The 14,168-nt window shown below is 69.1% G+C and carries 13 protein-coding genes; 7 read left to right on the top strand and 6 right to left on the bottom strand.

Annotated elements, in window-relative coordinates; all coding sequences use genetic code 11:
* Positions 1–49: 49 nt before the first annotated feature.
* Together K309_RS0100655 and K309_RS0100650 are read left to right on the top strand one after the other, a co-directional pair.
* A complete protein-coding gene (locus tag K309_RS0100655) occupies positions 50–895 on the top strand; it encodes a transketolase (protein WP_029044611.1) in 846 nt (281 codons plus the stop codon).
* Positions 892–1,902, top strand: a complete 1,011-nt coding sequence (locus K309_RS0100650; protein WP_156914270.1) for a transketolase family protein — start codon at positions 892–894, stop codon at positions 1,900–1,902. Before K309_RS0100655 ends, K309_RS0100650 begins: the two co-directional genes overlap by 4 nt.
* Positions 1,903–1,969: 67 nt before the next feature.
* Here the strand turns inward: K309_RS0100650 and K309_RS0100645 are convergent, their stop codons facing one another.
* Complete coding sequence (locus K309_RS0100645) at positions 1,970–2,629, bottom strand: LysE/ArgO family amino acid transporter (RefSeq protein ID WP_029044609.1); 660 nt, start codon at positions 2,627–2,629, stop codon at positions 1,970–1,972.
* A 74-nt stretch (positions 2,630–2,703) separates the two neighbouring features.
* Here K309_RS0100645 and K309_RS0100640 point away from each other — a divergent pair, with 74 nt between their 5' ends.
* On the top strand, positions 2,704–3,600 hold the full coding sequence (locus K309_RS0100640) for a LysR family transcriptional regulator ArgP (protein ID WP_029044608.1): 897 nt from the start codon (positions 2,704–2,706) through the stop codon (positions 3,598–3,600).
* A gap of 32 nt (positions 3,601–3,632) precedes the next feature.
* Here K309_RS0100640 and K309_RS0100635 read toward each other — a convergent pair whose 3' ends face one another.
* The gene (locus K309_RS0100635) at positions 3,633–4,544 is read right to left on the bottom strand and encodes a LysR family transcriptional regulator (protein WP_029044607.1); all 912 of its coding nucleotides are present in this window, start codon (positions 4,542–4,544) and stop codon (positions 3,633–3,635) included.
* 126 nt (positions 4,545–4,670) lie between these two features.
* On the opposite strand from K309_RS0100635, the gene K309_RS0100630 reads away from it, so the two are divergent.
* On the top strand, positions 4,671–5,675 hold the full coding sequence (locus tag K309_RS0100630; protein WP_029044606.1) for a Bug family tripartite tricarboxylate transporter substrate binding protein: 1,005 nt from the start codon (positions 4,671–4,673) through the stop codon (positions 5,673–5,675).
* A gap of 8 nt (positions 5,676–5,683) precedes the next feature.
* Positions 5,684–6,904: a M20 aminoacylase family protein gene (locus K309_RS35665; protein WP_051320280.1), complete on the top strand. Its 1,221-nt coding sequence runs from the start codon at positions 5,684–5,686 to the stop codon at positions 6,902–6,904.
* On the opposite strand, the gene K309_RS0100620 is transcribed toward K309_RS35665, so the two are convergent.
* The 4 genes from K309_RS0100620 to K309_RS35660 form a co-directional block, all read right to left on the bottom strand.
* Complete coding sequence (locus K309_RS0100620) at positions 6,901–7,803, bottom strand: LysR substrate-binding domain-containing protein (RefSeq protein WP_029044605.1); 903 nt, start codon at positions 7,801–7,803, stop codon at positions 6,901–6,903. The genes K309_RS35665 and K309_RS0100620 overlap by 4 nt on opposite strands.
* 58 nt (positions 7,804–7,861) lie before the next feature.
* Positions 7,862–9,094 (bottom strand): metal-dependent hydrolase family protein, encoded by a 1,233-nt coding sequence (locus K309_RS0100615; protein WP_029044604.1) that lies wholly within the window; start codon positions 9,092–9,094, stop codon positions 7,862–7,864.
* A gap of 2 nt (positions 9,095–9,096) precedes the next feature.
* Positions 9,097–10,398, bottom strand: a complete 1,302-nt coding sequence (locus K309_RS0100610) for an MFS transporter (RefSeq protein ID WP_029044603.1) — start codon at positions 10,396–10,398, stop codon at positions 9,097–9,099.
* A gap of 343 nt (positions 10,399–10,741) precedes the next feature.
* Complete coding sequence (locus K309_RS35660; protein WP_051320267.1) at positions 10,742–11,389, bottom strand: TetR/AcrR family transcriptional regulator; 648 nt, start codon at positions 11,387–11,389, stop codon at positions 10,742–10,744.
* A gap of 230 nt (positions 11,390–11,619) precedes the next feature.
* Between K309_RS35660 and K309_RS0100600 the strand changes: the two genes are divergently transcribed.
* Both K309_RS0100600 and K309_RS0100595 read left to right on the top strand, forming a co-directional pair.
* The gene (locus tag K309_RS0100600) at positions 11,620–12,579 is read left to right on the top strand and encodes a Bug family tripartite tricarboxylate transporter substrate binding protein (protein ID WP_029044602.1); all 960 of its coding nucleotides are present in this window, start codon (positions 11,620–11,622) and stop codon (positions 12,577–12,579) included.
* Positions 12,580–12,606: 27 nt separating this feature from the next.
* Positions 12,607–14,157 carry an AMP-binding protein gene (locus K309_RS0100595; protein WP_232232283.1) on the top strand — a complete coding sequence of 517 codons (1,551 nt, stop codon included), beginning with the start codon at positions 12,607–12,609 and terminating at the stop codon, positions 14,155–14,157.
* Positions 14,158–14,168 lie beyond the last annotated feature (11 nt).

Here is a 14,168-nt window from a genome sequence, read left to right as displayed (position 1 = left end):
TCTTTGCCGACCTTCTGAAACTCTGATCGAACCGATTGCTGGAGACATCATGCAACAAGCAACCACCGACAAGGCCGTGTCCTTGCGGGAACGCGCCTACCGCATCCGCCGCAACGCCTTGCTGATGGGCGAAGTCCAGGGCCAGGGCTATATCGGCCAGGCGCTCGATATCGCCGACGTGCTCGCCGTGGCCTACTTCGACGCCATGCGCTACCGCCCGGAAGACCCCGAATGGGAAGGGCGCGACCGCTTCCTGCTGTCCAACGGCCACTACGCCATCGCGCTGTACGCGGCGCTGCTGGAGGCCGGCATCCTGCCCGCCGAGGAGCTGGAGACCTATGGCAGCGACGACAGCCGCCTGCCGATGTCGGGCATGGCCAGCTACACGCCCGGCATGGAAATGTCCGGCGGCTCGCTGGGCCAGGGCCTGACCATCGCCGTGGGCCGCTGCCTGGGCCTCAAGCGCAAGGGCTCCGACAACTTCGTCTACACGCTGTTCTCCGACGGCGAGCTGGACGAGGGCGCGATCTGGGAGGGCATCCTGTCCGCCGCGCACTGGAAGCTGGACAACCTGATCGCGATCGTCGACGTCAACAACCAGCAGGCCGACGGCCCGTCCACGCAGATCATGGCGTTCGAGCCGCTGGTGCCGAAGCTGGAAGCATTCGGCTGGTTCACGCAGCGCGTCGACGGCAACGACATCGACGCTGTCGCCGCCGCCTTCCGCGCGGCGCGCGGGCACCGCGGCGCGCAGCCGCGCATGATCATCTGCGATACGCGCATGGGGTGCGGCGTGCCGTTCCTCGAGCAGCGCGAGAAGAATCACTTTATCCGCGTGGATGCCCACGAATGGCAACTCGCACTGCAGGCCCTGGAAGCCGGGAGACAAGCATGAGCAATACCATCGCCACCACCAACGCCAAGCCGAAGCTGAAGACCTCGGCCATGATCGCCTCCATCGCCGGCGAAGGACAGGCGACCCGGTCCGCCCCGTTCGGCCACGCGCTGGTGGAACTGGGCCGCCACAAGCAGAACGTGATCGGCATGACCGCCGACCTGGGCAAGTACACCGACCTGCATATCTTTGCGCAGGCGTTCCCGGAGCGCTATTACCAGATGGGCATGGCCGAGCAGCTGCTGATGGGCGCCGCCGCCGGCTTCGCGCATGAAGGCGCGCAGCCCTTCGTCACCACCTACGCGGTATTTGCCACGCGCCGCGCCTACGACTTCATGCACCAGACCATTGCCGAGGACAACCTCGACGTGAAGATCGTCTGCGCGCTGCCCGGCCTGACCACCGGCTACGGCCCCAGCCACCAGGCCGCCGAAGACCTGGCGCTGATGCGCGCCATGCCCAACATGACGGTGATCGACCCGTGCGATGCGATCGATATCGAGCAGATGGTGCCGGCCATTGCCGCACACAACGGTCCGGTGTACGCACGCCTGCTGCGCGGCAACGTGCCGGTGGTGCTGGACGAATACGACTACAAGTTCGAGCTTGGAAAGGCCAAACTGCTGCGCGACGGCGCCGAGGTGCTGGTGATCTCGTCGGGCATCATGACCATGCGCGCGCTGGAGGTGGCCAAGGCGCTGGAGAAGGACCGCATCGGCGTGGCAGTGCTGCATGTGCCGACCATCAAGCCGCTCGATACCGAGACCATCCTGCGCGAAGCCAAGCGGCAAGGGCGCCTGGTAGTGGTAGCCGAGAACCACACGTTGGTCGGCGGCCTGGGCGAGGCGGTCGCGGCCACGCTGATGCAGGCGGGCACCATGGTGCCGTTCCGGCAGGTCGGGTTGCCCGACGCATTCCTCGATGCCGGCGCACTGCCCACGCTGCACGACCGCTATGGCATCTCGGCGGGCGTGATGGCGCAATCGATCCGCAACTGGATAGCCTGACGGCCGTCTTGCCCGTCGTTCATATCGCCATAGGCCATCGTCATTCCCGCTTGCGCGGGAATGACCTTCAGATCCCGCCAAGGGCGTGACGCAGCAACAGTGCCGACAGCACGAACATCGTCACGCCGATCAACCCGTCCAGCACCCGCCAGGCCCACGGCCGCGCAAACCACGGCAACAGCCAGCGCGCCCCGAATCCCAGCAGCCCGAACCAGAACAGGCTGGCCGAACTCGCGCCCGCCACGAACCAGCCGCGCAGCGCCGCCGGCTGCTGCGCGCCGATGCTGCCGACCAGCAGCACCGTGTCGAGATAGACATGAGGATTGAGCAGCGTGAACGCCGCCGCCTGCGCCAGCGCGGCACCGCGGCTCAGCCCGTCCTGTCCGGCCGCCGCCCGCAGCTGGTGCGGCTGGCGCGCGCGCTTCAGGGCGCGCCATCCGTATAGCGCCAGGAACGCGGCACCGGCCAGCGCCAGCGCGCGCGCCAGGCCGGGGCTTTCGCCCAGTGCTTGCGCCATGCCCATGACCCCTGCCGCAATCAGCAAGGCGTCCGCAACGGCGCAGAACAGCACCACGCTGCTGACATGCTCGCGGCGCAGGCCCTGGCGCAGCACGAACGCGTTCTGCGCGCCGATGGCGACGATCAGGCCCAGGCCCAGGGCCATGCCCTGGAGCGAGACCGACAACGGGAGAAGAGGGAAAGAAGAGGTGGCGAATGGCGTCATCATTGGCGCAGCTTGCCTGCCTGCGCCAATGAAGACAAACTATCTTTCCTTTATCTGGTTTAGGAAAACTTAAGGCAATGCTGGATTATTCCGCGCTCTCCGCACTGGCCGCCGTGGTGCGCGAAGGCAGCTTCGAGCGTGCCGCGCGCGCGCTTCATGTCACGCCATCGGCCATTTCCCAGCGCATCCGGCTGCTGGAAGAGCGGCTCGGCTGCGCGCTGGTGGTGCGCGACCAGCCTTGCCGCGCGACGGAGACGGGGCGCAGGCTGTGCCAGCACGTCGACCGGGTGCGGCTGCTCGAGCAGGATCTGCAGGGCGCGCTGCCGGCACTGGCACCCGAAGGAATCGCGCGCGTCGCGCTGCCGATCGCGGTGAATGCCGACAGCCTCGCGACCTGGGCCGCGCCGGCCATCGCGGCCTTCGCGGCGGCCAGCCCCGTGCTGATGGAAGTGGCCGTGGACGACCAGGACCACACCACCGAGTGGCTGCGCAGCGGCGCCGTGCTGGCAGCCGTGACCGCGACGGCACGCCCGGCGGCGGGCTGCAACAGCCAGCCGCTGGGGGCGATGCGCTACCTGGCGGCCGCCAGCCCGGCTTTCGTGCGCGAGCATTTTGCCGGCGGGGTGGGGGCCGGCACGCTGGCGAAGGCCCCCAGCCTGGTGTTCAACACCAAGGACGAACTGCAGGCGCGCTGGGCGCGGCGGCTGTGCCATCGGCACGTGGAGCTGCCCCGGCACACGCTGCCTTCGTCACAGGCCTTCGTGACCGCGGCGCTGGCCGGCATGGGCTGGGGCCTGCATCCGCAGTCGCTGGTCGCGCAGCATCTTGCCGATGGCTCGCTCGTCGAACTGGTGCCCGGCACACCGCTGGACGTGCCGCTGCACTGGCAATACGCGCGCGCCGCGTCCGGCCTGCTCGACGGCCTGAGCCGCGAGGTGCTGGCCGCCGGCCGCGCCGCGTTGCTGGCGCCCTGACTTGCCTGCGGCAATGCGCCGGCGTGCCGGTGTCAGTCGTGCAGGTGCTCGTCCACGAAACGCCGGAACAACGCCATGCTCGGCGCCTCGGTCCGGCCCGCCAGCGTGAAGAACGCGTAGCGGGGGCCGTCGTCGACCGCCGGCGTGGTCGCCAGCTCGCACAGCTTCCCCTCGGCGATTTCCGTCCGCACCGCCGCGACGATGCTGAACAGGATCACGTCCGAAACCAGCACGGCCTCCACCAGGCTGCGCACGTTCTCGCAGCGCAGGCTCAGGCAATGCTCGGGGTCGGCGCGCGGGCCGAAGCGCTTGACCAGCCCGCGCGCGACTTCCGGGCTCAGCGGTGCCGACGCCAGCGGATAGCGCATGACATCGTCGAAGGTCACGGCCTGGCCGGCAGCGGCCTGCAATAGCAGCGGATGGCCCGCGCGGCAGATGAAACGGCCCTGAAGCTGCGCCAGCAATTCGTGGCGCAGGTCGGTGGCCGGCGCCACGCTGGTGACCTCGACGATGACCGCATCCAGGGTGCGCTGGCGCAGCTGGATCAGCAGCGCGTCGGAAGTGCCGAGCGACACCGCCGCCTGGATGCCGGGGTGGTGCATGGCCATGTGGCGCAGAAATGGCGTCATCAGCACCGCGCCAGGGCCGGCGCCCAGTCCGACGCGGATGGCGCCAAGGTGATGGCGGTGAAACAGTTCGACGCTGCGATGCAGCTCGGCTTCCTCGAACAGCATGCGGCGGGCCCGCTCGGCGATCAGTTCGCCCAGCGGGGTCAGCACATTGCGCCGGCCATGGCGGTCGATGAGCTTGCCGCCGAGTTCGTCCTCCAGCGCCTGGATGCTGCGGCTCAGCGCCGACTGGGTCAGGTGCAGCCGTTGCGCCGCGCGGCTGAACGATTCCACGTCCGCGACCATGAGCAGGTGGCGCAGGTGTTTGAGGTGCATCGATGCCTTTTGAATGAGTTTTACGAATAAATTTTAGACGAGTAATGCATTGGACACATAGCAAGCTGCCCGATACGATCCGGTCGCACAACACACAAAGCGACGCAAGGCGCCGAGGAGACTGCCATGACCCGAATCCGATTCCAGAACATTGCCCGCCGGCTGCTGCGCGGGATGGTGACCAGCCTGCTGTGCGTAGGCCTGGCGCCGGCCCACGCCTATCCCGACCGGCCGGTCACGCTGCTGGTGCCGTTCCCGGCGGGCGGGCTGTCGGACGTGGTCGCCCGCAACCTCAATGCGCCAATGGGCCGGCAGTTCGGCCAGCCGGTCATCGTCGAAAACCTGGGCGGGGCCGGCGGTGCGATCGCCGCGCAGAAGGTCCTGCATGCACCGGCCGACGGGCACCTGCTGCTCCAGGCCGGTCCCGGCGAGCTGATCACGGCGCCGCTGGCGAACGCTGCGATCAAGTACAAGAGCGAGGACTTCCGGCTGGTCCACATGGTCGGCGCGGTCGACCTGGCCATCCTGGTGCGCAAGGACCTGCCGGTGAAGGATGTCGATGAACTCGCGGCCTATGCCGCGCAGGCGGCCCGGGCGGGCAAGCCGCTGACGTATGCCAGCGTCGGCGTCGGCTCGCTCTACCACCTGCTGGGGGCGCACCTGTCGCAGACCATCGGCGCGCCGATGACGCATGTGCCTTACAAGGGCGGCGCGCCCGTGATCCAGGACCTGGTGGGCGGCATCGTCGATATCTTTGTCTCGCCGTTCGGCAAGCCCGACATCGAGCGCATGCGCACCGGCCAGGTCAGGATGCTGGCGGTGCTGTCGCCGGCGCGGCTCGACGCGGTCAAGTCCGTGCCGAGCGTCAATGAAAGCAGGGCGCTGCGCGGCTTCAACTACTCGACCTGGGCCGGCGTTTTCGTGAAGAAGGACACCGCCGAGCCGGTCGTGCAGGCGCTGCACAAGGCGCTGGCGCAGACGCTGGCCGACCCGGCGGTGCGTGCCAGCCTGGATGCCGCGAACCTGCCCGCATCCCGTCCGGCATCGCTGGCGGAAAGCCAGAAGGCCTATCAGCAGAGTATCGACCAGTACCGCGGCATCGCGCGTGCCATCGGCCTGCAGCCGCAATGAAGGCCGCCATGCATCCCCTCCTGGCAACCATGCGGGACAGCGCAGAAGCGTTCGTTGCCATCCGCCGCGATATCCATCGCCATCCGGAACTTGGCTTCGAGGAACACCGCACCAGCGACATCGTGGCCAGCCTGCTCGCCGAATGGGGCTACGAGGTGGAGCGCGGGCTCGGCACCACCGGCGTCGTTGGCCGGTTGCGGCGGGGCAGCGGCGGCCGCCGCCTCGGCATCCGCGCCGACATGGACGCGCTGCCGATGGCCGAGGCCACCGGGCTGCCTTATGCCAGCTGCCATCCCGGCGTGATGCATGCCTGCGGGCACGACGGACATACCGCCATGCTGCTTTGCGCCGCCAGGCATCTCGTGCGGCAAGGCAATTTCAGCGGCACGCTGAACCTGATCTTCCAGCCGGCGGAGGAGGGCTTGGGCGGCGCCAGGCGGATGATGGAAGCGGGGCTGTTCGACAAGTACCCGTGCGATGCCGTGTTCGCCATGCACAACGTCCCCGGCACGGCGCCGGGCCGGTTGCTGCTGCGCCAGGGCGCGGCGCAGGCCTCGGCCGACAGCGTGACCATCACGCTGGCCGGCATCGGCGGCCATGCGGCGTTCCCGCACAACGCGGCCGACCCGGTCGTGGCCGGCGCTTCGATCGTGATGGCGTTGCAGACCATCGTGGCGCGCAACGTCGATCCGCTGCAGACAGCGGTGGTCACGGTGGGCGCGTTCCAGGCTGGCACCGTCTCCAACATCATTCCCGCACAGGCCGTGCTCAGCCTGAGCGTGCGCGCGCTGGACCGGCGTGTGCGCGACCAGCTCGAGCAGCGCATCCGCGAACTGGTTGCCGCGCAGGCGCAAAGCTATGGCGTGACGGCGCGGATCGACTACGAGCGCGGCTATCCGGTGCTGGTGAATACGCCGGCGGAAACGGCGTTTGCCGGCCAGGTCGCGCTGGAGCTGCTGGGCCCCGGCCACGTCGACTGCCAGGCGCCGCCGATCGCTGCAAGCGAGGACTTCGCCTTCATGCTGGACGCGGTGCCCGGCTGCTACCTGTGGATCGGCAATGGCGAGGGAGCTGAGGGCGGCTGCATGGTGCACAACCCCGGCTACGACTTCAACGACGGCAATATCCCGGTTGGCGCGGCGTACTGGGCGCTGCTATGCGAGCGCTTCCTGGTGGACCAGCCCTGGCCGGCGCACGCGGTGCACGCGGTGAACGCGGTGCACGCCTAGGCCGGCCTGCCGCTCTGCTGCACCAGCCATTGGCGGAAAGTGCGCGCGACCGACGTCTCGACCCGGTCGCGGTGCCACAGCGCGTAGTAGCCGCCGCCGAGCGTGGCGCTGGCCTCGCACGCGCGCACCAGCCGGCCGTCCTTCAGGCAGCCGTCGATCATGTGGCGCCAGCCCAGCACGATGCCGTGGCCTTCGATCGCCAGCTGCACCAGGATCGGGTAGGCGTTCGACACTACCGTGTTCTGCACGCGCGCCTTGCCCAGCCCGTTCTGCGCCAGCCACGCCGGCCACGACATCCACTGGCGCTGCGCGTCTTCCAGCACCAGCAGCGTCTCGCCCGGCAGGTCGGCCACCGCCAGCCGCCGGCCGCGCAGGTAGCCGGGCGCACAGACCGGCATCACTTCCTCGTCATAGAGCCGTTGCGCGGCGAGCCCCTGCGGCGGGCCTTCGCGCAGGTAGTACAGCGCGACATCGAAGCTGGTGTCGACCAGCGACGCGAGCCCATCGCTGACGAACAGCCGCACCTGCACGTCGGGATGCTCGGCGCGGAACTGCGCCAGCCGCGGCGCGATCCACAGCGTGGAAACGCCCGACGACGCCGCCACCGTCAGCTCGGTGCTGCCCTTGCGCCGCATCACGCTTTCGGTGGCTTCGGCGCAGTCGACCAGCAGGCGCTGGACCTGCTCGGCGTATTGCTGGCCGCTGACGGTCAGGCTCAGCGCGCGCGGCCCGCGCTCGAACAGTTTCTTGCCGAGGAAGCGTTCCAGTTGCGCCACCTGCCGGCTGATCGCGCTCTGGGTCAGATGCAGTTCCGCGGCCGCGCGGGTGAAGTTGCCGTGCCGCATGGCCGCCTCGAAGGCGACCAGGCAGGGAAGGGGAGGAAGCGGGGAGATGCGCATGGGGCGGCCGGACATCGGGGAACCAGCCGCCCATCTTAAGGGAAAGCCAGCAGAAGGCTCAGCCCTGGCGCGCGTGGATGCGGCCAGCCTGCATGACCAGCGAGATATGCTCGCCCTGGCCGCATAGCAGGCCGATGTCCTGCAGCGGGTCGCCGTCGACCACCAGCAGGTCGGCCAGCGCGCCGGCCCTGACCGTGCCCAGCTCGTCCTCGCGCTGCAGCACCGCGGCGGCAATCGAGGTGGCCGAGCGGATGGTCTCGAGCGCGCCAAGCAGCCCGGCGCGGATGCGGAACTCGTCGGACTGGTAGTGGTGCATCTCGCCCAGCAGGTCGGAGCCGAAGGCCATCGGCACGCCGGCCTCGGCGTAGATCGCCAGCGAGTTGCGGCCGGCCTCGCGCACGGTCTCGATCTTGGCGACCGACTCCGGCGGCAGGCCCAGGCGCGCGCCGTCGCGCGCCAGCGCATCGTAGGTGACCAGCGTCGGCACCACGAAGGCGCCGTGCTCGCGCATCACGCGCGCCGCCGCGGCATCGACCAGGTTGCCGTGCTCGATGGTGCGCACGCCGCAGCGGATGGCCCGGGTGATGGCGCGGCCGGTGTAGGCGTGCGCCATCACGTAGGTCTGCGCGGCCTCGGCCTCGGCCACGATCGCGCGGATCTCGTCCTCGCTGTACTGGGTGTTGCCGATCGGGTCGGTCGGCGAGGCCACGCCGCCCGACGCCATGATCTTGATCTGCGTGGCGCCCTTCTGGATCTCTTCGCGCACGGCCAGGCGCACCGCGTCGACGCCGTCGGCAACGCGCGCGATGGCGCCGGCACGGAAGGCGCACGAGCAGGGCTCCAGCACATCGGCGCGCGGGCGGAAGTCGCCATGCCCGCCGGTCTGCGACAGCGCCTTGCCGGACGGGAAGATACGCGGCCCGGGGATCAGCCCGGTGGCGACCGCCTGCGACAGGCCCCAGTCGGCGCCGCCGGCATCGCGCACGGTGGTGAAGCCGCGCCCCAGCATCGACTTCATGATCGGCATGGCGCGGAAGGCCACCAGCACGTTGGGCTGCACCGCGTTCAGGCCCAGGTTGGCCAGCGACGCCAGCACGTGCACGTGGCAGTCGATCAGGCCGGGCATCACGGTCTTGCCGGCGACATCGATCTGCCGCGCATGCGGCGCCACGATGCCTTGCGCGGAGACTTCGACGATGCGCTCGCCCTCGATCAGCACGTCGGCGCGCGGCAGCGCGGTGCCGCGGGCGGGGTCCAGGACGTTGCCGCCCTTCAACAGGATCTGGTTCATGGTCATTGCTTGCGGAGGTAGGCGGGTTCGCGCACCAGCAGCGTGCCGGCGAAGCTGATGGCGGCGGCGATCATCACGTAGAACGCGGGCGCCATGGTGCTGCCGGTGGTGGCGATCAGCCAGGTGATGATGAACGAGGCGAAACCGCCGAAGATGGTGACCGCCAGGTTGTAGGCGACCGACAGGCCGGTCGACAGCACCTTGGCCGGGAACAGTTCGGAGAAGGCCGCCAGGATCGGGCCGGTATAGCCGGCGATCAGCACGCCGAAGACCAGCTGGAACACCAGCAGCGAGAACAGGCCAGGGACCTGGTTGATATACACGTACATCGGCCAGGCCAGCACGAAGATCAGCGCCGCCGAGCCCGATAGCAGGATGCGGCGGCCGAAGCGGTCGGCCAGGCGGCCCACCAGCGGCGCGAACACCAGGATCGCCATGCCGCCGACCATGCCGGCCACGAAGCCCGACGACTGCGGCACCTTCAGCACCTTGACGGCATAGGTCGGCATGTAGAACAGCAGCACGTAGGTGCACACCGTCCACAGGATCACCATCGAGAAGCTGGCCGCGGTCTGGCGCGGGTAGTCGCGCAGCACTTCCTTCAGCGGCGAATCGGTCTTGTCCTTGGTCTGCTGGAACGTGGGCGTCTCATCGAGGTGATGGCGGATGTAATAGCCCACCGGGCCGATCAGCATGCCGATCAGGAAGGGCAGGCGCCAGCCCCAGCTGTTGAGCGCCTCGGGCGGCAGCGACGAGGTGACGAAGGTGCCGACCGCGGCGCCCAGCAACACGGCCACGCCGATGCTGGCCTGGATCCAGCTGGAGTAGTAGGCACGCTCGCGCTCGGGCGCGTATTCGGTCAGGAAGGCGGTGGCGCCGCCCATCTCGCCGCCGGCGGAGAAGCCCTGCAGCAGGCGCGCGAGCACGATCAGCATCGGCGCGAACGGGCCCACTTGCTCGTAGGTCGGCGCGATGCCGATCAGCGTGGTGCCCACCGCCATCAGCAGGATGGTCAGCGACAGCGCCGCCTTGCGGCCGACGCGGTCGGCATAGATGCCGATGATGATGCCGCCCACCGGCCGCATGAAGAAGCCGACGCCGAAGGTGGCGACGGCCAGCAGCAGCGACGACAGTTCGTCGCCGGTGGGGAAGAACAGCCGGGCGATGATGACCGCGAAAAAGCTGTAGACGGTGAAATCGAACCACTCGAGACCGTTGCCGATCACGGTGGCAACGATGGCGCGGCGCCGCTGGCTGGCGCCGATCGGCGCGCTCAGGCGGTCAAGGGTTGGGTTGGCTTGCATGTCACTCCACTCCAGGCGACAGATCAGGGGGCTACGGGAATGCCGGGCGCGCTTGCACCCGGGGCGAGGGCGGCAGGCATCGGTAGGCAAACCGATGATAGGTGTCGGCCCGATGATGAAAAAAACGATATCTGCGCATGGAGCCATGCGCGTAGCGCATGGCGGAGCGGCCGAGGCCTGCGGTGGACCACGGCCCGGCCGCGCTGGCGCAGGGCTGGCGGGGAGCAGGCCGGAAGCCTTGTGCCACGCCGCCGGCATGGACGAAACAGGGAATATCAGGGTTTGCCCTGATGCCGGCGCAGGGCATGCGCGCCGCGCATGCCTCGGCCCGGGACGCAGGCGGTCAGCCGGGCTCGCGCCGCAGTCCTCGCCGCAACGTCTCCACCAGCGCATTGCGTACCGCCCTGGCACTGGCATCGCTCATGCCGAACAGGTACTGCGCCGACACCCCGCGCATGGCGCCGATGATGGCCACCGATTCGGCCAGCGGGTCGACATCGGCGCGGATATTGCCCGCTTCGACGCCGCGCCGGATATGCCCTTCCAGGATCGAGACCGACTCGCGGTTGAGCCGGTCCAGCGCGTCCGCCACCGCCCCGCGGGTGACCACGCTTTCCGACAGCAGCACGTGCAGCGCGCGCAGCGCGGTGTCGAGCGACGGGTGGCGGCCGACGTAGAAGCCGACGATCCCCAGCACGCTTTCCAGCCCCGGGGCCCAGTTGGCCACCTGCTGGCGCACGTCTCGCACATCCTTGCCGATCTGCTCGACCAGCGCCACCAGCAGCCCTTCCTTGTGGCCGTAGTGGTGCGCGGCAAGGCCGCGGCTATAGCCGGCGCGTTCGCCCACCTCGCCCAGCGTCAGGCCGGCGATGCCTTTCTCGCACACCAGCGCCATGGCGCTGTCCATGATCCGGCGCGCGGCCTCGTCGCGCCGCTCCTTTTGCGTGCGGCGCCGGGCGGGGGCCGGCGCGGCCCCGACTTCGGTCGTCATCTGGGTTCTCCGTGGGAATCCGCCGTGGACACGCCGATGGTAACGCAGTGACGCGGGCATAACCCTGCCGCGACGCCTCGGGATTTCACTTACTTGCTTATCAACAAGCAAGTTATAAGCTTCTCCGGCGGGCATGCCCGACCCACGGACAGACCAGCCCGTCATGACAAGAACACCAGGAGACAGCCGTGACCGTTAGCGTTTCAAGCAGGAAAACCTGTGCCGTGGCGATGACGGCATGCGCGCTCGGATGGGGCACCAACCCGGCGCTGGCCACCTCGGCCGAGGCGGGCGACTACCCGAAGAAGCCGATCCACATGGTGGTGCCGTCGACCGCCGGAGCCGGCGCCGACATCCTCGCGCGGCTGGTCGCCGACAAGCTCGGCAAGACGCTGGGCCAGCCCGTGGTGGTGGAGAACAAGCCCGGCGCCAGCAGCGTGATCGGCACCACGGCGGTGGCGCGCGCCCAGCCGGACGGCTACACGATCCTGTTCACCTGGACCGCGCTGATCCAGTCGTCGGTGCAGAAGGCCAAACCGCCATACGACGTCTTTACCGACCTGGCGCCGGTCGCGGAAGTGGCCCGCTCCAGCTTCGTGCTGATCGGCGCCGCGTCGGCGCAGACCGGCAGCGTCAAGGATTTCATCGCGACGGCGAAGCAGCGCCCCGGCCAGTACAGCTATGGCTCGTACGGCAACGGCACCTCGTCGCATATCCTCGGCGAGCTGTTCAAGCAGAGCGCCGGCGTCAGCATGGTCCATGTGCCGTACCGCGGCGGCGCGCCGCTGCTGTCGGACCTGCAGGCGGGCCATATCCCGGTGGCATTCCTCGATTTCGCCAGCGCGCGCGCCAATGCCGGCAACGAGCGCATGAAGATGCTGGCGATCACCAGCAGCGAGCGCTCGCCGCACTTCAAGTCGACGCCGACCTTCGGCGAACTCGGCATCCGCGGGCTCGACCTCGAAGGCTGGTTCGGCATCCTGGCGCCGGGCAAGACCGATCCGGCCATCGTGCAGAAGCTGTCGGCGGCCGTGGGCAAGTCGTTGCGCGACCCCGATGTGTCCCGGCGCATGGAAGAGCTGGGCGTGACCGTGGTCGGCAACAGCCCCGACGAGTTCGCCGCCAAGCTGCGGCGCGACGAAGAGAAGTGGCGCACCGTCATTACCAATGCCGCCATCCGCGCCGACTGAGGCGCCGACTGCTTCGGAACCATGACCATGATCCACGCTTCGCCTTCATTCTTCTCGCTGGCGCTGGCGGCACTGCGCCGCTATCCCGATCGCATCGCGTTCCAGTGGGCCGGCGGCCGGCTGACTTACCGGCAGGCCACCAGCCTGATCGGCCGCTACCAGTCCGTGCTGGCGCGGCATGGCATCGGCGCCGGCACGCGCGTGGCCCTGCTCAGCGCCAACCGCGCCGACAGCTGGTGCGCCGGCATCGCGGTGCAGGGCCTGGGCGCCGCCGCCAGCTGGCTGCATCCGATGGGCTCGCTCGACGCGCATTGCTTCCAGGTCGAGGATGCCGACGTCGCGGCGGTCATCGTCGACGCCGCCGGTTACGGCCACCGCGCCGGCGAGATTGCCGCGCGCCTGCCGGGCAGCCGCATCCTGACGCTGGGCGCCTGCGATACCGGCACCGACCTGGCGGCGCTGGCGGAGGCGATAGGCGATCCCGCCCCGGTCGACCAGTCGTCGGCCAGCGCCATGGCCACGCTCTCCTATACCGGCGGCACCACCGGCCGGCCCAAGGGTGTGATGAAGTCGGGTGGCGCCAACGGCCATGTCGCGCTGCAGATGCTGGCCCATTTCGACATGCCGCGGGCGCCGCGCTTCCTGGCGGTGGCGCCCATCACCCACGTCACCGGCACCAATGTCGTGCCGACGCTGCTGCGCGGCGGCACGGTCCATCTGATGGCGCGCTTCGACCCGGAGGAGATGGCCGCCACCATCGCGCGCGAGCGCATCAACGCGACCATGATGGTGCCGACCATGGTGTATGGCTTGCTCGACCATCCGCGCTTGGGTGCCTTCGACCTGTCTTCACTGGAAACGCTGCTGTACGCTGGCGCGCCCATCTCGCGCCAGCGCCTGATCGAGGGCATCGAGCGCATCGGGCCGGTGTTCTGCCAGCTTTATGGCCAGTCCGAATGCTCGCCCATGACCGCGCTGCGCAAGGAAGACCACGACCTGTCGCAACCGGCGCTGATGGATGCCTGCGGCTTTCCGCTGGCCGGCTGCGAAGTGCGCCTGCTCGACGACGACAACCGCGAGGTGGCGCCGGGCCAGCACGGCGAGATCTGCGTGCGCAGCCCCGCCGCGATGAGCGGCTACTGGCGCGACCCGGAACTGACGGAGCAGGCCTTTGCCGGCGGCTGGCTCCATACCGGCGACGTTGCCGTGGCCGATGAATGCGGAAGGCTTTACATCGTGGACCGCAAGAAGGACATGATCGTCAGCGGCGGCTTCAACGTGTATCCGCGCGAGGTGGAAGACGCGCTGGCCACCCACCCCGCGGTCAGCCTGGGCGCGGTGATCGGCGTGCCGGATGCCAAATGGGGCGAGGCCGTGACCGCCTACGTGGTGCTGCGCGCCGGCAAGTCGGCGACGGCGGACGAGCTGATTGGCCATGTCAAGGCGCTCAAGGGCAGCGTCAATACGCCCAAGCGCGTGGAGATCGTCGCGGCCCTGCCGCTGACGGCGCTGGGCAAGCTCGACAAGAAGGCGCTGCGCGCGCGCCACTGGAACGGCCAAGGCCGCAACGTTGCCTGACCCCGCAAACT

The sequence above is a fragment of the Cupriavidus phytohabitans genome (genome assembly GCF_000426345.1).
Lineage (GTDB): Bacteria > Pseudomonadota > Gammaproteobacteria > Burkholderiales > Burkholderiaceae > Cupriavidus.
Note: the sequence above shows the minus strand (reverse complement) of the source record. Positions and strands in the feature narration are given on the sequence as shown.